Source organism: Micromonospora sp. Utrum1, assembly GCF_057197805.1.
Window position 1 is genome coordinate 407,123 of sequence record NZ_CM170071.1, and the last position, 21,202, is coordinate 428,324.

A 21,202-nucleotide genomic window follows, 5' to 3' on the forward strand; every position below is an offset into this window, starting at 1 on the left:
CGTGCGGGTTCTTCTTGTGGGTGGTGGGGGGCGGGAGCATGCGCTCGCGCTCGGGCTGGCCGGCGATCCCTCTGTCTCGGCGCTGGTGGCGGCTCCGGGGAATCCCGGGATCGCGGCGGTGGCTGAGCTGCGGGAGGTGAACGCCACCGATCCGGCGGGGGTCGCGGCGCTCGCCGTCGAGGTGGCGGCCGACCTGGTGGTGATCGGGCCGGAGGCGCCGCTGGTGGCGGGGGTCGCCGACGCCGTGCGCGCCAAGGGCATCGCGGCGTTCGGCCCGTCGGCCGAGGCGGCTCGGCTGGAGGGCTCGAAGACGTTCGCCAAGGACGTGATGACCGCCGCCGGTGTGCCGACCGCCCGGGCGTACACCTGCACCGACGCGGCGAGCGTCGGGAAGGCGCTGGACGAGTTCGGCGCGCCGTACGTGGTGAAGAACGACGGGCTGGCCGCCGGCAAGGGCGTCGTGGTGACCGATGACCGCGCCACCGCCGAGCGGCACGCCGAGGAGTGCGGCCGGGTGGTGATCGAGGAGTATCTGGCCGGTCCCGAGGTCTCCCTCTTCGTGGTCACCGACGGCGAGGCCGCCGTGCCGCTGCTGCCCGCCCAGGACTTCAAGCGGGTCGGCGACGGCGACACCGGGCCGAACACCGGTGGCATGGGGGCGTACGCGCCGCTGCCCTGGGCACCGCCCGGCCTGGTCGACGAGGTGATGCGCGACGTGGTGCACCCGACGCTGGCGGAGTTGCGCCGGCGGAGCACCCCGTTCGCGGGCCTGCTCTACGTGGGCCTGGCGATGACCGCCGCCGGCCCGCGCGTGATCGAGTTCAACGCCCGCTTCGGCGACCCGGAGACCCAGGTGGTGCTCGCCCTGCTGGAGACGCCGCTGGGCGGGCTGCTGCACGCCGCCGCCACCGGCACGCTGGCCGCGCACCCGCCGCTGCGCTGGCGCGACGGCGCGGCGGTCACCGTCGTGGTGGCGGCCGAGGGTTATCCGGCGGCGCCGCGTACCGGTGACGTGATCACCGGCGCGGACCGGGCCGGGGTCATCCACGCCGGCACCCGCCGGGACGCCGACGGCACGCTGCGCTCCGCCGGTGGCCGGGTCCTCTGCGGTACGGCCACCGGCCCCGACCTGGCCGCCGCGCGTGACGCCGCCTACGAGGTGGTCCGCGGCATCGAGCTGGCGGGCTCGCACCACCGCTCCGACATCGCCGCAGCCGCCGTGGACCGCCGGGTCGGTCTGCCCGCCTGACGGGGCGACCCCGGCTGGCCTCGCCTCAGGCCGAGTGGTGCGGCGAGACGATGGCCGCGTCGCTGGTCACCGACCACCAGCGGCCGGCGGTGACCGTGCAGGGGTTGGCGCAGCTAGTCGTGCTCGGTCGGGCCCCCGGGCCGATCCACCAGGCTTGAGCCGGTTCCGCCCGGCTGCTCCGGGCGGTCGGCCGGCGCGCTGCCGATCATCCGGTCGAGCACGTTGGCGGTGGCCCGCTCGATTCGCTCGTCGCGGTTCCCGCGCCGGTTCAGCGCCATGGTCCAGCAGAGGGTGCCGGTGGCGAAGACCACCGCGCCCCCGGGCGTCTCGTACACGTGGGTGTTCTGTATCCGCCGCCCGCCCTGCTGTGCGGGGTAGGGCGAGGCGCTGAGCAGGGTGTCGTCGACCCCGACGGGCCGGGCGGTGGTCGGGTGGACGCCGTCCGCCTCGCCGCCGACGATCCCGGGGATGCGGTCCCCGTCAGCCACCCCGGTCCCGGCCCACACCCAGTGGTCGGCTGACCGGACCACCAGCGGCTGCGGGGTGACGACGATGCCGTTGTACTGGACGCCGAGCAGCGCCTGCTCGGGGAGGTCGAGGTTGCGCCAGGTCACCGTCGGCCCGGTGGCGTCCTCGTCCGGGTCGGGGATGGCCTTGGCGCAGGCGACGACCCGCTCGGGGCGGCCGTCGGCGGCGGGACGCACCCGGATGTGCCAGTAGACGCTGTTGGCGCCGAGGAAGGCGAGGCTGGTGCCGCCGGCCAGCCCGGCCTCGGCGGCCCGGCGCATCTCGGCCGACCAGTACTCGTCGTGCCCGCAGAACACCAGCCCTTGGTGCCGGGCCGGGTCGAGCCGGCCGGAGTGCAGGTCGAAGCTGGTCGCGTAGCTGACGTCGTAGCGGTTGCGCTCCAGCCACTGGACGGCGTCGTGGTCCCGGCTGAACTGCGCCGGCAAGCCGGCGCCGGCGTACGGCCGGTCGAAGGAGACCTCGCGCGCCCGCGGCGCCGGATCGCGCCGCCCGCTGGCCGCGTAGCCGTTGTAGAGGCTCTTGCCGGCCCGCCGGTCCCGCGGCCACTGGTTGTACGCCTGCCAGGTGGTCACCGGCAGCACCACGCAGAGCGCGGCGGCCCGCCGGTCGTCCCGCACGACGAACGGGGTGCACGCGCGCCAGCCGTCGGCGGAGGTGAAGACCGCCTGGTAGAGGCCGGAGGTCCAGTCCTCGGGGATGCGGAGGGTCCAGGACACCGGCCAGCGGCAGGCGATCGCCCCGGTGGCGGGGTCGGCGGCCGGCACCGGCTGCGGCGTGCCGTCCATTTCCGGGCTGGTCAGCATGGTCCGGGCGCCGGCGCCGTCGTACCAGCCGAGCCGGTGCACGGTGATCCGGAACCGGCCGGCCGGGTTGACCGCGACGTGGAAGTCGACGGACTCGCCGGGGGCGAGGCTGGTCGTCGAGGCGTACCCCTGGATCTGCCGCCGCCGGTCGTCGGCGGCCCGGGTGTCGTCCGGCCACCAGGGCTCGCCGGCCGCGCGGTTCTCCACCTCGACCGGCGGGGACTGGCGGCGGACCGGCGGGCCGTCGCGGCGGCGGCTGAGCACGGGCTCGCTGGTGCCGAGCGCCGTGGCGGAGACGCCGCCCAGCAGAAGGCCGAGGGCCCAGCGCCGACGGATCCGGACCATGCGGGCGGCTCCCGGTGGGGGTGAGAGACTCTGCCGGTAGCGCCGGCGCAGGGGGAAGGTACCACCGGCGGCGCCCGCCCGTCCGTCCCCTGTGGATCAGCCGTAGTAGCGGCGCAGTTCGCGGCTGAGCACCTTGCCGGTGGCGTTGCGCGGCAGGTACTTCACGAACACCACGTCCCGGGGCACCGAGAAGCGGGCCAGGTAGTGCCGGACGTACTCGCGGACCGCCTCCGGGTCGAGTGTCTCGCCGGGGTGCAGGGCCAGGAACGCGGCCAGCCGCTGGCCGTAGTCGGCGTCCGGCACGCCGATCACCGCGACCTCGCGGACCTGCGGCAGCCGGGCGATGAGGTCCTCCACCTCGGACGGGAATACGTTCTCCCCGCCGGAGACGATCATGTCGTCGGCCCGCCCGTCGACGAAGAGCAGGCCGTCGGCGTTCATCCGGCCCAGGTCGCCGGTGTCCAGCAGGCCGTCGCGGCTCTCCCGGCCGGCCCCCGAGGTGTAGCCCTCGAAGAGCATCTCGTTGCCCACGAAGATCCGGCCGACCCGTCCGTCCCGGATCGGTTCGCCGGCGTCGTCCACGATTTCGAGCCGGGTGCCGTGCGGCGGGCGGCCCGCCGTGGTGGGGGCGGCGCGCAGGTCCGCCGGGCCGGCGATGGAGGCCCAGGAGACCTCGGTCGAGCCGTAGAGGTTGTAGACGACGTCGCCGTAGCGGTCCATGAAGGCGGTGGCCAGGCCGCCGGGGAGGGCGGAGCCGCTGACCGCGACCACCTTGAGCGGCGGCCGCGGCTCGGGCGGCGGCACCTCCATCAGCCGTTGCAGCATCACCGGTACGGCGAAGAGCGCGTCGCAGGACCGCCCGGCCAGGGCGGCCAGCGTGGCGGCCGGGTCGAACCGCCGGTGCAGCACGATCGTGGCGCGCAGCGCGAAGCACACCTGCAGGGCGGCGTACCCCCAGGTGTGGAAGATCGGCGCGGCGATCAGCACGGTGTCGTGCACGTGCAGCGGAATCCGGTCGATGATGGACACGAGCGGGCCGAAGCCGTGCGGCGTGGGCCGGCGGGCGCCCTTGGGCGCGCCGGTGGTGCCGGAGGTGAGCACGATGGTCCGGCCGTCCCGCTCCGGCGGCTGGAGCTGGTCCCCGGGCAGCGCGCCGGCGATCAGCTCCTCCTGGCGGCGCTCGTCGACCCGGTGCAGCTCGGCGGGGAGGCCGAGGACCCGCTCGGCGAACTCGGCGTCGTGCACGAGCACGCGCAGGCCCTGCTCCTCGGTCACGGTGGCCAGCTGCGCCGCGGACAGACCGGTGTTGACCAGTACGGCGTCCGCGCCGAGCAGCATCGCGGCGACAATCGCCTCGATCAGGCCGTGGTGGTTGCGGCAGAGCACACCCACCCGGTCGCCGCCCTGCACGCCGAGGCCGGCCCGCATCGACCGGGCCAGCCGTTCCGACCGGTCCAGCAGCTCCTGGTACGTCAGCGCGGCACCGTGCTCGTCGACGACGGCGGTGCGCCCGGGGTCGCGGGCGGCGGCCTGGCGCAGCTCCCCGGCGAGGCTCCAGCCCCACCGGCGCAGCGCGTTGAGTTGGGAGGCCACCCGGATCGGGCGGCCCGGGTTGAGCAGTCCGCGTCGCGTCAGCGTGGCGACGATGAACGGCAGGTCCAAGTCGCAACCCTCCTTCGCGTTCGTGGTCTCCCGATCATGCACCGGCGGCGGCGCGGGGCCCAGCCGACGTGATCAGTCGCCCAGTCTGCGGACACCCGGAACGTGGACCGGCGGCCCGACCCGCGACGGGGTACCGCCCGGCACGGCGGTGCCGTCGCGGGTCGGGTCGGGGTCCGCCGGCGATCAGCGGATCTGCATACCGGAGATGGCTCGGGAGATGACCAACCGCTGGATCTCGGAGGTGCCTTCGAAGATGGTGTAGATCTTGGCGTCCCGGTACCACCGCTCGACCGGATGGTCGCGGAGGAAGCCGGCGCCGCCGAGGAGCTGGACGGCCTTGTCGGTGACCGAGACGGCCACCTCACCGGCCTTGAGCTTGGACATCGAGCCCTCGCCCGCGCTGAACGGCCGGTTGTTGCGTCCCATCCAGGAGGCCCGCCAGACCAGCAGCCGGGCCGCGTCGATCTCCATCTTCATGTCGGCGAGCGCGAACGCGACCGCCTGGTTCTCGATGATCGGGCGTCCGAACTGGACCCGCTCCTTGGCGTAGTCGAGGGCGTACTCGTACGCGGCGCGGGCCACGCCGAGCGCCTGCGCGCCGACGGTCGGGCGGGACAGTTCGAACGTGCGCATCGCCGCCTGGCTGGAGGCGCGCTGGCCGGTGCGGGCCCGGGCGAGCCGCTCGTCGAGCGCCTCCTTGCCGCCGAGCAGGCAGCGCCCCGGCACCCGTACGTCGTCGAGGAAGACGTCGGCGGTGTGCGAGGCGCGCAGCCCGAGCTTGCGCAGCTTGCGGGTGGCGGTGAGCCCGGGCGTGCCCGGCGGCACGACGAACGCGGCCTGCCCCCGCGAGCCAAGTTCCGGCTCGATCGAGGCCGTCACCACGTGCACCCCGGCGATGCCGCCGTTGGTGGCGTACGCCTTCTGCCCGTTGAGCACCCACTCGTCGGTGGCCTCGTCGTAGACCGCGCGGGTCCGCATCGACCCGACGTCGGAGCCGGCCTCCGGCTCGGTGGTGCAGAACGCGGCGACGGCGGGCTGGTCGACGTCGCCGAAGCACTGCGGCACCCATTCGACGAGCTGGTCGGGGGTGCCGGCGCCGTAGATGGCGGCGACCGCCAGCGAGGTGCCGAAGATGCTCAGGCCGATCCCGGCGTCACCCCAGAACAGCTCCTCGCTGGCGATGGGGAGGGAGAGTCCGGTGGGGTCGGCCCAGCAGGTGGCGAGGAACTCGAAGCCGTACAGGCCGACCTTCGCGGCCTCCTGGATGACCGGCCAGGGAGTCTCCTCCCGGGCGTCCCACTCGGCCGCGGCCGGGCGCACGACCTCGGCGGCGAAGCCGTGCACCCAGTCGCGAAGGTCCCGCTGTTCCTCGTTCAGGTCGAGCGAGAACTCGGCCATCTCAAGCCTTGGGGATGTCGAACAGGTTGGCGATGTTGGCGGCGAGGCCCAGGTCGCCCTTGGCCTTCAGCTTGCCGGTCATGAACATCATGACCGGGTTGCCGCCACCGGAGACGATCTTCAGGAACTCGACCGGGCCCATGGTGAGGCTGAGCTTCGGGTCCCGGGCCGGGGTCTCCGAGGCGGTGCAGGTGCCGTTCTCGATGACGATCTCGTAGGTGTCGGTGCCACCGTCGGGGCGACCGGTGATGTTCCAGTGGATGACCGCGTTGGTGGAGCCGGCCCGGTCGGCCCGGAACAGCGTCGGCATCCGGTTGAAGACCTCGCTCAAGATCTTGCCGCGCAGGTCGCCGGACATCACCTCGGCGATCTTGTCGTCGGGGGTGGACTTGACCAGCTGCGCGAACTCCTTCGGGCCGACGTTCGCGAAGTTGGCCGGGTCGAAGTCACTCATGGGGGATGCACCTCTCGGGCGAGCCGACTTTGGTTACTCTGGCGTAACCCTACGCACGAGTAGGTATGCTCGCAAGGGTGTCCAGCACACCGACCTTCAAGCGCCTTCCTCGCGCCGTGCGCGAGCAGCAGATGCTCGACGCGGCGGTCAAGGTCTTCTCCCGCCGGGGCTTCCACGCCGCCAGCATGGACGAGATCGCCGAGGACGCGGGCATCTCCAAGCCGATGGTCTACGCCTACCTCGGCACGAAGGAAGAGCTCTTCGTCGCCTGCCTGCACCGGGAGGGCACCCGGATGATGGAGGCCATCGCCGGGGCGGCCGCTCCCGACCTGCCGGCCGACGAGCGGCTGTGGCGCGGGCTGCGCGCCTTCTTCGGTTTCGTCGGCGCGCACCGGGACGGCTGGGCGGTGCTCTACCGGCAGGCCCGCGGCTCCCAGCCGTTCGCCGCCGAGCTGGCCACCATGCGCGGCCGGCTGGTCGAGGTGGTCGCCGGGATGCTCGACCACGCGCTGCGCGCCGAGGGACGCGAGGTCGGCGCCACGGACCTGGAGGTCGTCGCGTACGCCCTGGTCGGCGCGACCGAGTCGCTGGCCGACTGGCTGGCCGACCACCCGGAGGCGGACCCGGAGAAGACCGCCACCCGGATGATGAACGTGGCCTGGCTCGGCGCCGACCAGCTGCTGCGCGGGATCACCTGGCACCCAACGGCCGGCTGACCCGGCCCCGGGCCCAGCGCACCGCCTCCACGACCACGGTCAGGGTCAGCGCCAGCCCGAGCCCCACCAGCAGCCCGCGGACCGGGTCCCGCTCGAAGGCGAGCCCGCCCAGGTAGCCGACCAGCGCCGAGTAGACCCCCCAGGAGATCGCGGCCAGCGCGTCGAAGGCGAGGAACCGCCGCCGGGGAAAACGGGTCGCACCCATGGTCAGGGTGACGGCCGTTCGTCCACCGGGAACGTAGCGGGCCACGACCAGGATCAGGCCGCCGCGCGCCGCGATGCCCCGCCCGGCCCACTCCACCGCGGCCCGCCGCCGGCTGCCACGACCGCTCCGACCGGGCACGTCCGACGCCGGGCCGCCATCCGCAACGGTCGCCGGGAGCCGGGCCAGCAGCCGGCCGCCGCCGTGCCGGCCGATCGCGTACGAGACGTGGTCGCCGGCGAACGCGCCCAGCGCGGCCACCGCGACCACCAGCGGCAGGTCGGGCTGGCCGGTGGCGGCGAACACCCCGGCCGTGATCACGGCGGTCTCGCTCGGCACCACCGGGAAGAAGCCGTCGACCACCGCGATGGCGAACAGCGCCAGGTAGACCCAGGGCGAGGACATGGTCTGGTGGAGCAGGTCGAGCACGGAATCCATGGCCCCGATGCTGGTCGCGCCGCCCGTCCCCGCCATCTGCCGTCGGTCGCCCGGCGACGGTTACTTTCGTCGCGTCGTACCCCGAGGGCCGTCGGGGTCGGCCCCCAACCCTCCCGGAGGTACGTCCCGGCGCGCGCCCGCGCGGCCTAGGCTCGCCGGGTGACCACCCGCGCCGCCCTGCTGCGGCGGGCCGAGCGGCACACGCCGCTCCTGCTCGCCGCGCTGGTGGCCGCCAGCACCTGGGCGTCGGCCACCGGCGCCCTGGGCGTCCGCTCGCCGCTGCCCCGCCTGCTGGTTCTGGTCGTGGCGCTGGTCTCGGGCGCCGCCGCCCTCGCGGCCCGCCGCTGGCCGCTGGTCGCCGCGGCGGCGGTCGGCTGGCTCGTCCTGGCCGCCTCCCCGGCCGCCGTCCTGGCCTCCTGGCGGGCGGGGGTCGCGCTGCGCGGCCGGCGCCTCGCCGCGTACCTGCTCGGTGCGGGAGTCGTCGCCCTGCTCGGGGTGGCCGTCGGCGTCGCGGTCGGCGGTGAGCGCCGGCTGACCACCGCCACCGGCGCCAACGCCGCGGTGCTCTTCGCCTGGGTGGTGGTCTTCCCGCTGGTCGCCGGCCTGTGGATCGGCGCCCGGCGGGACACGCTGGCCGCCCTGCGGGACCGCGCCGAACGCCTGGAACGCGAGCAGGAGGCGCGCGCCGACCGGGTACGCGCCGAGGAGCGGGCCCGGATCGCCCGGGAGATGCACGACGTGGTGGCGCACCGGGTCTCGCTCATGGTGGTGCACGCCGGGGCGCTGGAGGTGACCGCCGCCGACCCGGCCACCGTCGAGGCGGCAACCCTGATCCGCTCCACCGGCCGGGCGGCCCTGACCGACCTGCGTGAGGTGCTCGGCGTGCTGCGCCAGCGGGCCGGCGACGGCAGCCCGCTTCCGCCCACGGGGCTGGACGCGGTCGACGAACTGGTCCGGGAGTCCCGGGCGGCCGGCCTGCGGGTGAACCGGCAGGACGAGGGGCCGCCCCGGCCAGTGCCCGGCGCGGTGGCCCGCACCGTGCACCGCGTGGTCCAGGAAGGGCTGACCAACGTGCGCAAGCACGCCTCGGACGCGGAGGTCACCGTCCGCCTGCGGCACCTGCCCGACGGGATCGAGGTCGCCGTCCGCAACGGCCCGCCCACCCGGCCCGGCCCCGCCCTGCCCGGTGCCGGGCTCGGCCTGGTCGGGCTGCGCGAGCGGGTCGAGCTGGTCGGCGGGCGGCTGTCGGCCGGCCCGACCTCCGACGGCGGGTTCCTGCTGCGGGCGCTGGTACCGGTGGCGGACCGGCCATGATCCGTACCCTGATCGCCGACGACGAGCAACTGGTCCGCGCCGGCCTGCGGCTGATCCTGGAGGCCGCGCCGGACATCGTGGTGGTCGGCGAGGCGGCCGACGGGGCCGAGGCGCTGGCCGCCGCCGTCCGGCTGCGGCCTGACGTGGTGCTGCTGGACGTCCGCATGCCCGGCGCCGACGGGCTGACCGCCGCGCCCCGGATCGTCGCCGAGGGGCCGAAGGTCGTCATGCTCACCACGTTCGACCGGGACGAGTACGTGCACGCCGCGCTGCGCGCCGGCGCGGTCGGCTTCCTGCTCAAGGACACCCCGCCCCGGGAACTCGCGGCCGCCGTGCGGACCGTCGCGGCCGGCAACGCCATGCTCGCCCCGACGGTGACCCGGCGGCTGATCAGCTCGTTCGCCGACCGCGGCCCGGCCCGGCGGGAAGCCGCCCGGCAGCGGCTGGCCCGGCTCACCGACCGGGAGGCGGCGATCGTCCGGGAGGTGGCCCGGGGCGACGCGAACGCCGAGGTGGCCCGCCGGCTCGGCGCGAGCGAGGCGACCGTGAAGACGTACGTCAGCCGGGCGCTGGCCAAGCTCGGCGTGGCCAACCGGGTCCAGCTCGCCATCCTGGTCCACGACGCCGACCTGCTGGAGGAGTGAGAACCCGGGTCAGCGGCGCGCGGTGGCCCGGGCGCGGGCGCGGCGGCGGGCCCAGCGCGCGGCCTCGAACAGGCCGGTGACCGCCACCGAGATGCCCACGCCGGCGAGCAGGCCCTGGATCGGGTTGTGCGCGAAGGCCAGCCCGCCGAAGTAGCCGAGCAGCCCGCAGTAGATTCCCCAGCTGCCACAGGCCAGCGCGTCGTACATGAGGAAGGAGCGGGCCGGGTAGCGGACCGCGCCCATGGTCAGGGTGACGGCGGTCCGGCCGCCGGGGACGTACCGGGCGGTGGTCAGGATGATCCCGCCCCGCCGGTCGAGTGCGCGGTGGGCCCACTCGGAACCCGCCCGGCGCCGGCTGCCGGCGGGCAGCCGGGCCAGCCGCTGCGCGCCGCCGCCGCGCCCGATGGCGTACGAGACGTGGTCGCCGAGGAGCGCGCCGAACGCGGCGGCCACGATCACCCCGACCAGGTGCGGCTCCCCGCCGGCCGCGAAGACCCCGGCGGTGATCGCCACGGTCTCGCCCGGCACCGCCGGGAAGAACGCGTCGACCGCGGTGACCGCGATGATCACCAGGTACACCCACGGCGAGGTCGCCGTCTGGCGCAGCAGGTCGAGCAGGTCCCCCATGCCCCCATGCTCGGTGCTGCGGTGTCAGCGGGAAGCGGAAACGGCGCCCGCGAGGACGGGGACCTTGTCCTCGGCGGTCGGGCCGTGCGAGGTGAGCAGCACCGGCGCGCCCAGCTCGGCCGCCACCGCGGCCGGCCAGTCGGCGGGCGCCTCGTCGAGGACCGGGCGGGCCCGGAGCAGCCGCGCGGTGAGCGCGGCCTGGCGGTCCAGGTCGCCGGCCGGGCCGGGGGTGAGCCGGTCGACGGTGTCGTAGCGGCGGCAGATCCGCAGGCCCGGCCCGGCCAGGTCGAGGTGGGTGAGGGCCAGCCCGTCCACCCCGCCCGCCACGGCCAGCGCGTAGCGGTGGGCGACCGCGTCGAAGTGACCGAACCGGAACCGGCCCTGCCAGGGGTTGGTCGGGTTGCGCGGATCGTCGAACGGCAGCGCCGGGTCCTCGGTGACCAGCGGCCCGGGGCCGTGCCGGGTGGTGGTCACCCGCAGCACGCCGAGCCGCTGCGCGGTGCCGGCCAGCCCGGCCTCGGCGAGCAGCGTCTCGGCGTTGGCGAAGGTGGTTGTGCTCCACGTGGTGTACGGGTGGAAGCCGTGCCACTCGTCCAGCAGCACCCCCTGCGCACCCTCGAAGACGCAGGTCCCGGCCCGCAGCGCCCCGGACAGCCAGGCCCGGTCGACGATCGCCACCCGGTCGGCGAAGCCGGCGTACGCGGGCAGGCAGTCCTCGACCGGCGGGGCGTCCAGCGGGCCCAGTTCGGCGGTGAGCCGGTCCCGCAGCGCGGTGAGGCGGCGGCGCAGCACCGCCGGGTGGTGGCAGTCCGCCACTCGGGGCGCCTCGTCGGGGTGGGCGAGGCCGTACGCGACGGCCTCGCCCACCCCCAGCCCGCAGGAGCCGTGCCGGTCGGCTCCCCGGGCGATCTCCCGCGCCCGGTTGGCGGCCCGGTGGTACGGGGTGGCCAGCAGCGCCTCCCCGTCCACGGTCAGCCGGTCGAGCGCATCGGGCACCCCGACCGCCGTGAGGTGGTCGGCCTCGGCGGCCAGCGCCAGCGGGTCCACCACCACGTGCCGCGACAGGTGCGTCCGGACCCCGGGGCGGAACGTACCGGCGCCGAACTGCGCGAACGTGTGGTGTCGTCCGTCGCGCAGCACGACGTTGTGCGCCGCCTGCGCGCCCCCGTTGAACCGGACCACCGTGTGCACCGGCCGGCTCGCGCAGAGCCAGTCGACGACGGTGCCCTTGCCGGCGTCGCCGTAGCCGAGGTCGACCACCATCACGTGCCTCACAGCCGGGTGACCCCGCTGCCGTCGGTCGGGGCGAACGGCAGCGTGGCCACCGCGCGCCGGCCGCCGCCCAGCGGGGCGAGCGCCCTGGAGACGGTCCGGCCGGCCGTGGAGCCGGCCCGGTCCAGGTCGCGCAGCCCGGCGTCCAGGTCGATGGCCTGCTCGCCGAGGCCGACGGTGAGCGCGATGGTCTCGCAAACCGCGTCCAGGTCGTCCAGCTCGACCGCGTGCTGCCCGAGCAGGTCGCGCCAGAAGTCGAGCACCGTGCGGTTGCCCGCGTACGCGCTGCCGGCCGGGAGCAGGTAGTAGGTGTCCCAGCGGCGGGTCACCTCGTCGACGATCTGCCGCAGCGGCACGTCCTCGCGCAGGTCGTCGCCGATCAGCCGGGCCACCTGCCGCCGGTCCACCCGGGGGTACGCCAGCTCGTCGCCGATCAGGAACAGGTAGCCGCGCCGGCCCCGCTTCGACCAGCTGTCGGTGACCGTGTGCCGGGCCATGAAGTACATGGCCAGCTCGTAGGACTCGGTCATCTGGCCACCGCCGCCGCCCTCCAGCACGATCCGCCCGAGGTCGTCGTCCATCCGGTTGTCGGACTCGAACTGGCCGATCTGCAACGGCACCCGGTCGCAGGTGGCGTCGCCGATCGCGCCGAACATGACCTGCGGGTCGCGGGCGTAACCCTGGCGGAGCAGCAGGCCGAGCAGCTGCGGCAGCTTGCTCTGGAGCACCCGGGGGACGTGCCCCATCGAGCCGGTCACGTCGAAGAGCACCGCGATGGGCGTCGATTGCGGGTGCTCGTCGGAGTCACGGCTCTCCCGGGCCGCGCCGCGGGGATCGAGCGCGGGGTGCACAGTCCGCGCCCCGCTGTCGCTGTAGGAGAATGCGCTCGCGCCGGTGGCCCGCCGGTAGCGGTCGGCGGCGTCGTACACGTCGGTGGACCAGATTCCGCTGCCCATGGCAGCCTCCCTAGGGATTGAGGGTGAAGGGTCGGAAGGTGCGGGGGCCGAAGAGGCGGTCCAGCACCTCGTCCAGTTCGCCGAGCAGCCGCCAGGCGTCGTCGGGACGCGCGGCCAGCTTCGGGCGCCGGCAGCCGGCCGCGAAGGCGCGCAGCTCGCGCGGGGCCCGGTCGGCCATCAGCCAGGTCATGCAGCCCGCGGCCATGGCCAGGTCGGTGCCCGGGCCGGCGGGCCGCCGGGCGGTCACCTCGGCCGGGTACCAGGCCTCGTGGCCGGGCACCAGCGCCGGGACGGCGCCCTCGCCGACCACCGCGAAGCACCAGTCGACCAGGACCACGCCGTGCCCGTCCGGCTCGATCAGCACGTGCCGGGGAAGCACCGCGCCGTGCACCACCCCAGCCCGGTGGGCCAGGCCGAGGGCGACCAGCAGCCGCCGCCACATCCAGGCCGCGTCGCGCGGGTCCAACCCGTCCGGGTACGCCCGGCGCACCTCGTCCAGGCTGTGCAGCCCCGGTGCCGTGGCCACCACGTTGACCAGCCGTTTGGCGCCCGTCGCCGGGTCCCGGGCGGGCAGGTGATCGACGAGCCGGGGCACGTAGGGCAGGTGGCGCGGGTCGCCCCGCTCGGCGATCAGCCGCAGGGCGCGTGCCTCGCGGGCCATCAGGTCGTTGTCGGCCGGGTCGCGGGGGAGCTTGAGCAACCGGTCCGCCCCGGCGTCGTGGAGGTCGGCCACGTCCCCGCGGTAGGCGAGTCGGCCGAGCGGGTAGCCCCGCAGGTTGCCGAGGCGGCCACCACGGCCGGCCCGCCAGCGGGCGGTGACCTCGCTGAGCGCGTCGCTCGCGGCGGCGCGTACCCCCGGGTCGACCGCGCCGAGCCGGTCGGGGTGCAGGGCCGTGACCAGCTCGCGGTAGCGGCGGGCCGGCGCATCGGTGCCGAACAGGTCGGCGTCGCCGCGCGCGGCGGTGACCAGCCGGATGGCCTCCTCGGTCCTCACCGCACCGTCTCCTCCCGGGCGGGGCGCAGCAGCGCCGGGTGGAGCAGCCGGGCGTCGCCGGCACGGTAGAGCTTGGCCCGGGGCCCGCCGCGCGCGCCGCCGCGTTCGGTGCTGGCGCCGGTGCTCTCCACGAAGCCGGGCACGGAGAGCACCTTGCGGTGGAAGTTGCCGGCGTGCAGCGGGTGCCCCCAGACCGTCTCGTAGACGGCCCGCAGCTCGGTGATGGTGAACTCGGGTTCCAGGAAGCGGGTGGCCAGCGGGGTGTATTCCAGCTTGGAGCGGGCCCGCTCCAGCCCGTCGTCGATGATCCGGCCGTGGTCGAAGGCGAGCTGCCGGCTGGTCAGGGCGGTCACCGGCAGCCAGATCGCGTCTTCGGCGTCGGTGTCGGCCACCGGGTCGGGCAGGTCGGGGGCGAAGGCCAGGTGGGCGACCGAGACGACCCGCATCCGGGGGTCGCGGTCGGGCCCGCCGTAGGTGGCGAGCTGCTCCAGGTGGACCCGGCGCAGCCGCTCGCCGCCGAGGCCGGTCTCCTCGGCCAGCTCGCGCCGGGCGCCGGCGGCCAGGTCCTCGTCGGGACGGACGAAACCGCCGGGGAGCGCCCAGTGCCCCGCGTGGGGCGGGGCGGCCCGGCGGATCAGCAGCAGGTGCAGCGCGCCGTCGCGGATGGTCAGCGCGACCACGTCGACGGTGACGGCGACCGCCGGGTAGTCCCGGGGGTCGTACGCGGCGAGGAAGTCCTGCTCGTTCACGGCGTTCCGTCTCTCTCGTTCTGAGAACAACTCAACCTGAGAACAACTTAGCCCATGAAAGAGGGGACGCCAAGCCCCCTCTTTCCTCAGCGGACGGTGCCCACCAGGTGCGGCCGGCCCTGCCGCGCGTCGTGCAGCGCGAAATCCCAGGTCGCGTCGGAGGCGGTGGCGCTGAAGGCCACCGTGGACGGCAGCGGTACCGGCAGTTTGAACGCCACCTCCACCGTGTACGACTCCGGCAGCCGGCTCTCCAGCGCGGCCAGGCAGCGGGCCTTGCTCCACATGCCGTGGGCGATCGGGCGCCGGAAGCCGAACAGCCGCGCGCCCAGCCTCGAGGTGTGGATCGGGTTGTGGTCGCCGGAGACCCGGGCGTAGTCGGTCCCCACCCGTGGGGTCACCCGCCAGTGCGCCGAAGCGGCCGGCGGGGTCGGGCGGTCACCCGGGTCGCGCCGCGGGCCGCCGCCCGCCGTGCGCTCCCGCCCGAGGTACGTCGAGACGCCCCGCCACACCTCCGCGCCGCCGACCGAGCCGATCAGCACCACGTCGACCTGCCGGCCCCGCTCATGCGGGCGCAGGTTCTCGGCGTACGTGTGGAAGTCCACCGTCTCGCCGGCCTCCACCGGCCGGTGCACGGTGATCCGGTTCGCCACGTGCACCACGCCGGTCAGCGGGATGGGGAACTCCGGCGCGGTCATCAGCCGCAGCGACAGCGGAAAGCCCAGCACGTGCAGGTACGTCGCCGGCAGCCGGTCGGCCAGCCGGAACCCGCAGACCCGGTCGTAGTCGGCCAGGTGGGCCGGGTCGACCGTCACCCCGGTGACGCCCAGCTCCACCGCGGGCACGTCCTGCTGGCGCCGGCCGCCCATGCCGGGCAGCGCCCCCAGCAGGGCCCGCCGGTAGAGCGCCCCCGGCGCCGGCAGCCGCGGCAGGTCGAGGCGGACACGCCCGGCCGGTTCGGTCGGCTCCGGAGCGGTCAGGGTGGCCGCGCCGCCCGACGTGGCCGCCGCAGCCGCGCGGGACAGGTCGCGGGTCCGGTCGTCGGCCAACGCGGACAGGTCCTGGGTGCGGTCGTCCGCCAGCGCGGACAGATCCTGGGTGCGGTCGCCGGCCAACGCGGACAGGTCCTGGGTGTGGTCGTCCGCCAGCGCGGACAGGTCCTGGGTCGCCTCGACCGACGGCTCCGGGGCGCCGCGCGCGGCGAGCGCCGCGCGGGCCGAGGTGAGGTCCTGGGTCGGACCGTCGATCAGCTCGTGCACCGACAGCTCCTCGGCCGGCTCCTCCGGCCGCTGCTTCCGCCGCGCCATCACGCCCCCAGCAGGCTCTGGCCGCAGACCCGGACCACGTTGCCGCTGACCGCGCCGCTCGCCGGCCAGGACAGCCAGCCGATCGTCTCGGCCACGTCCACCGGCAGGCCGCCCTGGGCGAGGCTGTTCATCCGCCGGCCCGCCTCGCGGATCATCAGCGGGATCCGGGCGGTCAGCCGGGTCTCGATGAACCCGGGCGCGACCGCGTTGAGGCTGATGCCCCGCTCGCGCAGCACCGGGGCGAGGGAGTCGACCAGGCCGATCACCCCCGCCTTGCTGGTCGCGTAGTTGGTCTGGCCCCGGTTGCCGGCGATGCCGGCGATCGAGGAGACCGAGACGATCCGGCCGCCGGCCGGGATGAGGTCGCGCTCCAGCAGCACGTCGTTGATCCGCTCCTGACTGGAGAGGTTCACGTCGATCACCGAGTCCCAGCGGTCGGCGTCCATCCGGCCGAGCGTCTTGTCCCGGGTGATGCCCGCGTTGTGCACCACCACGTCGACCCGGCCGTGCCGGCTCGCCAGGTGCTCGGCCAGCCGGGTCGGGGCGTCCGGCGCGGTCAGGTCGAGCTGCAGGGCGCTGCCGCCGACCTCGTTGGCGACGGTGGCCAGTTCGTCCCCGGCGGCCGGGATGTCCAGCGCGACGATCGTGGCGCCGTCCCGGGCGAGCACCCGGGCCAGGGCCGCGCCGATGCCCCGGGCGGCCCCGGTGACCAGGACGACCTGACCGTCCAACGGCCGGTCCCAGTCGGCCGGCGCGGCGGCGGTCCCGCCGCCGACCCGGATCACCTGGCCGGAGACGTAGGCGGACCGGCCGCTGAGCAGGAAGCGCAGGGTGGACTCGAGGCTGACCGGGGTGCCGGCGTCGCCGTCCCTCGTGACGTACACGAGCTGGGCCGTCACGCCCCGGCCGAACTCCTTGCCGATGCTGCGGGTCAGCCCCTCCAGCGCGCGCTGGGCGGTCGCCTCCCGGGGCGAGCCGCACTCGGCCGGCGGGGTGGCCAGCACGATCACCCGGCCGCTGGGCAGCACCGCCCGGGCCTGCGGGTGGAAGAAGTCGTAGAGCTGGCGCAGCCCGGTGGAGTCGGTGATGCCGCTGGCGTCGTACACCAGGGCGGCGAAGCGGGTGGTGGCGTCGGTGGTGGCGGCCGGGTCGGCCAGCTCGACCCCGGCGGCGGTCAGCACCTTGCCCACCGGCTCGGCGAGCCGGCCGCCGGTCGACGAGCCGAGCAGGACCGGCCCGGGAACGAGCGGGTCGCCCGGCGTGTGCCGGCGGAGGCGAGGCGGGTCGGGCAGCCCGAGGCGCTTGACCAGCGCCCGGCCGGCCCCCGTCTGGACGAAGCTCGCGTACCTGTCGGTCATAGGCGTAGCCTACTGGCCAGTAGGGTTCGGGCAACAGCTTGAGGAGGCCGATCGTGCAGAGTGTCCGGCGGGTCGCGGTGATCGGCGGCAACCGCATCCCCTTCGCCCGGTCCAACTCCCGCTACGCGCACGCGTCCAACGCGGACATGCTCGGTGCGGCGCTGGACGGGCTGGTCGCCCGGTTCGGGCTGGCCGGGCAGCGGGTCGGCGAGGTGGTGGCCGGCGCCGTGCTGAAGCACTCCCGGGACTTCAACCTCACCCGCGAGGTGGTGCTCGGCTCCCGGCTCGATCCGCACACCCCGGCGTACGACATCCAGCAGGCCTGCGGCACCGGGCTGGAGGCCGCCATCCTGGTCGCCAACAAGATCGCCCTCGGGCAGATCGAGGTCGGCATCGCCGGCGGCGTCGACACCACCTCCGACGCGCCGTTGGCGGTCAACGAGGACCTGCGCCGCACCCTGATCCAGCTCAACTCCGCCCGGACCCTCGGCGAGCGGCTGAAGCTCGCCGCCAAGCTCCGCCCGCTCCAGCCGTTCAAGCCGGAGATCCCGCGCAACGCCGAACCCCGGACCGGGCTGTCGATGGGCGAGCACGCCGCGAAGACCGCGCTGCGCTGGAACGTCGACCGGCAGGCCCAGGACGAGTTGGCGCTCCGCTCGCACCAGCGACTCGCCGCCGCGTACGAGAAGGGGTTCTTCGACGACCTGATGACCCCCTACCTGGGACTCACCCGCGACCAGAACCTCCGCCCGGACACCACTCTGGAGAAGCTCGGCTCGCTCAAGCCGGTCTTCGGCGCCAAGGGCCCGGACGCCGCGCAGGCCACCATGACCGCCGGCAACTCCTCGCCGCTCACCGACGGCGCGTCGACCGTGCTGCTGGCGTCGGAGGAGTGGGCGCGCGAGCACCACCTGCCGGTGCTGGCCTGGTTCTCCTGGTCCGAGACGGCGGCGGTCGACTTCGTGCACGGCGACGAGGGACTGCTGATGGCCCCCGCGTACGCGGTGCCCGGGATGCTGGCCCGCGCCGGGCTGACCCTCCAGGACTTCGACTACTACGAGATCCACGAGGCGTTCGCCTCGCAGGTGCTGGCCACCCTGGCCGCCTGGGAGTCGCCGGAGTTCTGCAAGGAGCGGCTCGGCCTGGACGCGCCGCTCGGTTCGATCGACCGCGAGCGGCTCAACGTCAACGGCTCCTCGCTGGCCGCCGGGCACCCGTTCGCGGCCACCGGCGGCCGGATCGTGGCGACCCTGGCCAAGCTCCTCGACCAGAAGGGGAGCGGGCGAGGGCTCATCTCCATCTGCGCGGCGGGCGGGCAGGGCGTGACGGCGATCCTGGAGCGCTGACCCCGAACAACCGACGTCCGCCCGGTTCGTGCCGGGCGGGCGTCGCTGGTCGTGCGGTGGGTCAACTGCCGAGGGTGAACTTCTCCCACGGGCCGATCGCGGTGCGGTTGGCGATGAGCGGCTTCGCGCCGCCGCTCTCAGCAGTGACGTAGCGGCTGTTGACCGCTGCCTTGAGGCTGACCGTGCCGTCGGTGTTGCGGATCAGGGTGAACTTCTCCCAGGCGCCGACCGAGGTGCGGTTGGCGATCAGCGGCTTGGTGCCGGTGCCGTCCGCGCAGACGAAGAGGTTGTTCGCCCGGGCGAAGATGCCGATCTGACCGTTGCCGAGGTCGACGAGGTCGAACCGCTGCCCCGTCCCGACGCTGGTGCTGTTCGCGATCAGCGGCGTGGCGCCGGCGCTGTCCGCGGTGACGAAGCGGCTGTTCGCGCCGGCCTTGAGCGACCGGCCGGCATCCGTGGCGATCACCCGGTAGAACTTCTCCGCGGTGCCGATCGTGGTCGCCTGCGGCATCAGATGGAACGAGTAGGTGGAAGCGGCGCCCAGGTAGCGGTAGGTCCCCAGCGACTTGATGCTGACGCTGCCGTCGGTGTTCCGGACCACGGTGAACTTCTCCGGATCGCCGACCTTGAGGCTCGCCGTGGTCACGCCCGCACCGATGGTTGCAGCGGCGACGTACCGCCCAGTGGCCCGGGACACGATGGCGACGGCGCCGGAGCCGGCGTCCGCCAGGTCGAACTGCCCGGCCGCGGTCAGGCCCAACTGGTTCGCCTGGAGGCTCGGCCCGGCGGAGGACGGTGCGACGTACCGGAGGTTGCTGACCGCGAGCAGGCCGACCGTGGCGGTCCGGCGGAGGACGCTGACGAAATCCGTCCGGGTTCCCGACCTGCCGTCGCTGCCGATGACCTTGGTGGAGATCGTGTACTCGCCCGGATTGGCGTAGCGGTGCGAGACGACCGGCGAGGTCTGGGTGACGGTCGCGCCGTCGCCGAAGCTGAACTGGTACGACGTGATCGGGGGGTAGGTGCCGGGCTCGGACGCGGACGCGTCCACCGTCACGGAGCTCGCGGTGAGGTCCAGGCGGACGTCGGTGCGGGCGACCGGGCTGCGGATCGTCTCGACGGCGCCCCGGTCGGCGTACGTCACGGGGCCGGCGCCGGTGTTCGGTACCGCCGGGTCGTCGATCCGCTCCCTGCCGATCCGGTCGAGCGGCTGGTAGCCGGGGGCCGTCGAGTTCGCCGAGTCGAAGGCGTCCCTGACGTTCGCCGTCTCCCGGTCGTGGGCGGCCTGACCCGAGGCGGTGCGGAACCCGGGCAGGCTCATCCGCGTGCCGTTCCAGGCGTAGATCCTCGGCGAAGCCGACTCGTAGTGATCGGCGTTGTTGTAGTCGACCACGACGTCCCGGACCGCGTCGCCGTACACGCCCAGCTCCACCCCGGTGCCGCTGGAGCAGCTTCCCGGGCCGACGGCACCGTTCGTGGTCAGGACGTTGTTCTGTACGGAGACCCCGGTGGAGGCCCCGTCGACCCGGATACCGTCGAGGCAGCGATCCCGGACGGTGTTGTTGGTGATCGCCGTGCCGGTCGCGCCGCGGTTGTGGATGCCGTGACCGGGTCCTCCGTCGATCTGGTTGTTGACCACCAGCGCGCCGGACGCGCCGGGTTCGACCGCGACGGCGGTGCCGGTGAAGCCGCTGACGCGGTTGCCGAGGACGCTGTTGCGGGATCCGGCGACCTGGATGCCCACGCTCTGGTCCTCGGTGCTGCTGGCGCTGCTCGTCACGTCCGTGTCCCAGACGTACACGTCGGTGCTGGCAGCGTCCATGGCGAGCCCGTTGGCGCGCCCCCGCACGGTGACGGTGAACTGCTTCAGAGCCGACGAGGTGACGCCGGCCAGCCGTACGGCGGGTGCCGTCGCGCCGTCCGCCATCGCGTAGCCCCCGCCCTGGACCTGGATGCCCGAGGAGTTGCGGATGTCGAGAGCGGGCAGGTCACCGCCCCCGTTGGCGCGAAGGTTCTGGAGCGTGACGTCGTGCTGGCCGTCGATGACGAAGCCGGCGTCCGGACCGATGAGGACCGCGCCGGCGCTGGCGAAGAAGACGATCGGCATGGACTCGGTGCCGGAACTGGTGATGGTGACCCGCTCGCGGTAGTTGCCGGCGCCGACGTCGACCCACTGCCCGTCGGTGACCGCGGCGGCGGCCGCCCCGATCGTGCAGAACGGCTGCGCCTGCGTGCCGGGGCCCTGATCCGAACAGGCGCTGGAGAGCTGCCTGACGTAGAGGGTCTCCCCCTCTGCCGCGTGCGCCGGCGCCGAGGTGGCCAGCAGGGTGCCGCCGGTCATCGCGAGAGCGGTGAGGCCGGCGAGGGAGGATTTGCGCATGCGTGTCCTCGAGTGAGGGAAGAATGAGCCGACGGTGTCGGCGAGAGTTGGACCAGATCCTCCCCCAACCTGGTGGTCACCGGCCCGCCCCTGCGACATATCGGACAGGCTCGTCGAGGAGGACCTGGGCGGCGACCGGATCAGGGAGGTCGAGAGTGGACCGGCACCAGGTACGCGGAGCCCTGTTGGCGGCGGGACTGTCACCGGACGCCTTCGAGCTGGAGGACGTGCACGAGCACGTACCGGTCCCGGCTGACTTCTGGTTCCTCCGCCACGCGGCGGGCGGTGGCTGGGAGATCGGCCTCTACGAGCGCGGGGTGCGCGACGTTCGCGAGCACTTCGACACCGAGGAGGACGCCTGCGCGGGGCTCTACCACGCCCTCACCGGCCGCCCCGCCCCCTGAGCAACCCGAGGAGGGCCGGCTTACGTCCCTTGGCCATGAAGCGAGCAACGGGTTCCGCG

Annotated in this window: 19 protein-coding genes; 6 read left to right on the top strand and 13 right to left on the bottom strand. The window is 74.5% G+C overall.

Annotation, left to right across the window (positions count from 1 at the left end; translation table 11 throughout):
* Position 1: 1 nt before the first annotated feature.
* Positions 2–1,249 (top strand): phosphoribosylamine--glycine ligase, encoded by a 1,248-nt coding sequence (gene purD, locus AC0OLQ_RS01965; protein WP_484529958.1) that lies wholly within the window; start codon positions 2–4, stop codon positions 1,247–1,249.
* 113 nt (positions 1,250–1,362) lie between these two features.
* On the opposite strand, the gene AC0OLQ_RS01970 is transcribed toward purD, so the two are convergent.
* From AC0OLQ_RS01970 to AC0OLQ_RS01985, 4 genes are all read right to left on the bottom strand, one after another.
* The gene (locus AC0OLQ_RS01970; RefSeq protein ID WP_484529959.1) at positions 1,363–2,925 is read right to left on the bottom strand and encodes a N,N-dimethylformamidase beta subunit family domain-containing protein; all 1,563 of its coding nucleotides are present in this window, start codon (positions 2,923–2,925) and stop codon (positions 1,363–1,365) included.
* Positions 2,926–3,021: 96 nt separating this feature from the next.
* Positions 3,022–4,587, bottom strand: coding sequence for an AMP-binding protein (locus AC0OLQ_RS01975; protein WP_484529960.1), 1,566 nt, complete (start codon positions 4,585–4,587; stop codon positions 3,022–3,024).
* Between the two features lie 183 nt (positions 4,588–4,770).
* The gene (locus tag AC0OLQ_RS01980) at positions 4,771–5,985 is read right to left on the bottom strand and encodes an acyl-CoA dehydrogenase family protein (protein WP_357332172.1); all 1,215 of its coding nucleotides are present in this window, start codon (positions 5,983–5,985) and stop codon (positions 4,771–4,773) included.
* Between the two features lies 1 nt (position 5,986).
* Positions 5,987–6,439, bottom strand: a complete 453-nt coding sequence (locus tag AC0OLQ_RS01985) for an SCP2 sterol-binding domain-containing protein (protein ID WP_357332174.1) — start codon at positions 6,437–6,439, stop codon at positions 5,987–5,989.
* Positions 6,440–6,516: 77 nt separating this feature from the next.
* Between AC0OLQ_RS01985 and AC0OLQ_RS01990 the strand changes: the two genes are divergently transcribed.
* On the top strand, positions 6,517–7,155 hold the full coding sequence (locus AC0OLQ_RS01990; protein WP_484529961.1) for a TetR/AcrR family transcriptional regulator: 639 nt from the start codon (positions 6,517–6,519) through the stop codon (positions 7,153–7,155).
* Here AC0OLQ_RS01990 and AC0OLQ_RS01995 read toward each other — a convergent pair.
* Positions 7,130–7,795, bottom strand: a complete 666-nt coding sequence (locus AC0OLQ_RS01995; RefSeq protein ID WP_484529962.1) for a DedA family protein — start codon at positions 7,793–7,795, stop codon at positions 7,130–7,132. The two genes, AC0OLQ_RS01990 and AC0OLQ_RS01995, sit on opposite strands and share 26 nt — an antisense overlap.
* A gap of 159 nt (positions 7,796–7,954) precedes the next feature.
* Here AC0OLQ_RS01995 and AC0OLQ_RS02000 point away from each other — a divergent pair, with 159 nt between their 5' ends.
* A complete protein-coding gene (locus tag AC0OLQ_RS02000) occupies positions 7,955–9,109 on the top strand; it encodes a sensor histidine kinase (protein WP_484529963.1) in 1,155 nt (384 codons plus the stop codon).
* On the top strand, positions 9,106–9,753 hold the full coding sequence (locus tag AC0OLQ_RS02005) for a response regulator (protein WP_484529964.1): 648 nt from the start codon (positions 9,106–9,108) through the stop codon (positions 9,751–9,753). The genes AC0OLQ_RS02000 and AC0OLQ_RS02005 overlap by 4 nt, the downstream gene beginning before the upstream one ends.
* Before the next feature lie 9 nt (positions 9,754–9,762).
* Here AC0OLQ_RS02005 and AC0OLQ_RS02010 read toward each other — a convergent pair whose 3' ends face one another.
* The 7 genes from AC0OLQ_RS02010 to AC0OLQ_RS02040 form a co-directional block, all read right to left on the bottom strand.
* Positions 9,763–10,380: a DedA family protein gene (locus AC0OLQ_RS02010; protein ID WP_484529965.1), complete on the bottom strand. Its 618-nt coding sequence runs from the start codon at positions 10,378–10,380 to the stop codon at positions 9,763–9,765.
* 24 nt (positions 10,381–10,404) lie between these two features.
* Positions 10,405–11,655: an adenylosuccinate synthetase gene (locus AC0OLQ_RS02015; RefSeq protein ID WP_484529966.1), complete on the bottom strand. Its 1,251-nt coding sequence runs from the start codon at positions 11,653–11,655 to the stop codon at positions 10,405–10,407.
* The gene (locus AC0OLQ_RS02020) at positions 11,652–12,608 is read right to left on the bottom strand and encodes a hypothetical protein (RefSeq protein WP_484529967.1); all 957 of its coding nucleotides are present in this window, start codon (positions 12,606–12,608) and stop codon (positions 11,652–11,654) included. The genes AC0OLQ_RS02015 and AC0OLQ_RS02020 overlap by 4 nt, the downstream gene beginning before the upstream one ends.
* Positions 12,609–12,618: 10 nt before the next feature.
* Positions 12,619–13,602, bottom strand: coding sequence for a BUD32 family EKC/KEOPS complex subunit (locus AC0OLQ_RS02025; RefSeq protein WP_484529968.1), 984 nt, complete (start codon positions 13,600–13,602; stop codon positions 12,619–12,621).
* Positions 13,599–14,351 (bottom strand): NUDIX hydrolase, encoded by a 753-nt coding sequence (locus AC0OLQ_RS02030; RefSeq protein WP_484529969.1) that lies wholly within the window; start codon positions 14,349–14,351, stop codon positions 13,599–13,601. Before AC0OLQ_RS02030 ends, AC0OLQ_RS02025 begins: the two co-directional genes overlap by 4 nt.
* Positions 14,352–14,437: 86 nt before the next feature.
* Positions 14,438–15,328, bottom strand: coding sequence for a MaoC/PaaZ C-terminal domain-containing protein (locus AC0OLQ_RS02035; protein ID WP_484532242.1), 891 nt, complete (start codon positions 15,326–15,328; stop codon positions 14,438–14,440).
* Positions 15,329–15,654: 326 nt separating this feature from the next.
* The gene (locus AC0OLQ_RS02040; RefSeq protein ID WP_484529970.1) at positions 15,655–17,013 is read right to left on the bottom strand and encodes a 3-oxoacyl-ACP reductase; all 1,359 of its coding nucleotides are present in this window, start codon (positions 17,011–17,013) and stop codon (positions 15,655–15,657) included.
* A gap of 53 nt (positions 17,014–17,066) precedes the next feature.
* Between AC0OLQ_RS02040 and AC0OLQ_RS02045 the strand changes: the two genes are divergently transcribed.
* Positions 17,067–18,359, top strand: coding sequence for an acetyl-CoA C-acetyltransferase (locus AC0OLQ_RS02045; protein WP_484529971.1), 1,293 nt, complete (start codon positions 17,067–17,069; stop codon positions 18,357–18,359).
* Between the two features lie 61 nt (positions 18,360–18,420).
* Here the strand turns inward: AC0OLQ_RS02045 and AC0OLQ_RS02050 are convergent, their stop codons facing one another.
* A complete protein-coding gene (locus tag AC0OLQ_RS02050; protein ID WP_484529972.1) occupies positions 18,421–20,739 on the bottom strand; it encodes a PKD domain-containing protein in 2,319 nt (772 codons plus the stop codon).
* 155 nt (positions 20,740–20,894) lie between these two features.
* Here AC0OLQ_RS02050 and AC0OLQ_RS02055 point away from each other — a divergent pair, with 155 nt between their 5' ends.
* Positions 20,895–21,143 (top strand): hypothetical protein, encoded by a 249-nt coding sequence (locus AC0OLQ_RS02055; protein WP_484529973.1) that lies wholly within the window; start codon positions 20,895–20,897, stop codon positions 21,141–21,143.
* The last annotated feature ends 59 nt before the right edge of the window (positions 21,144–21,202 follow it).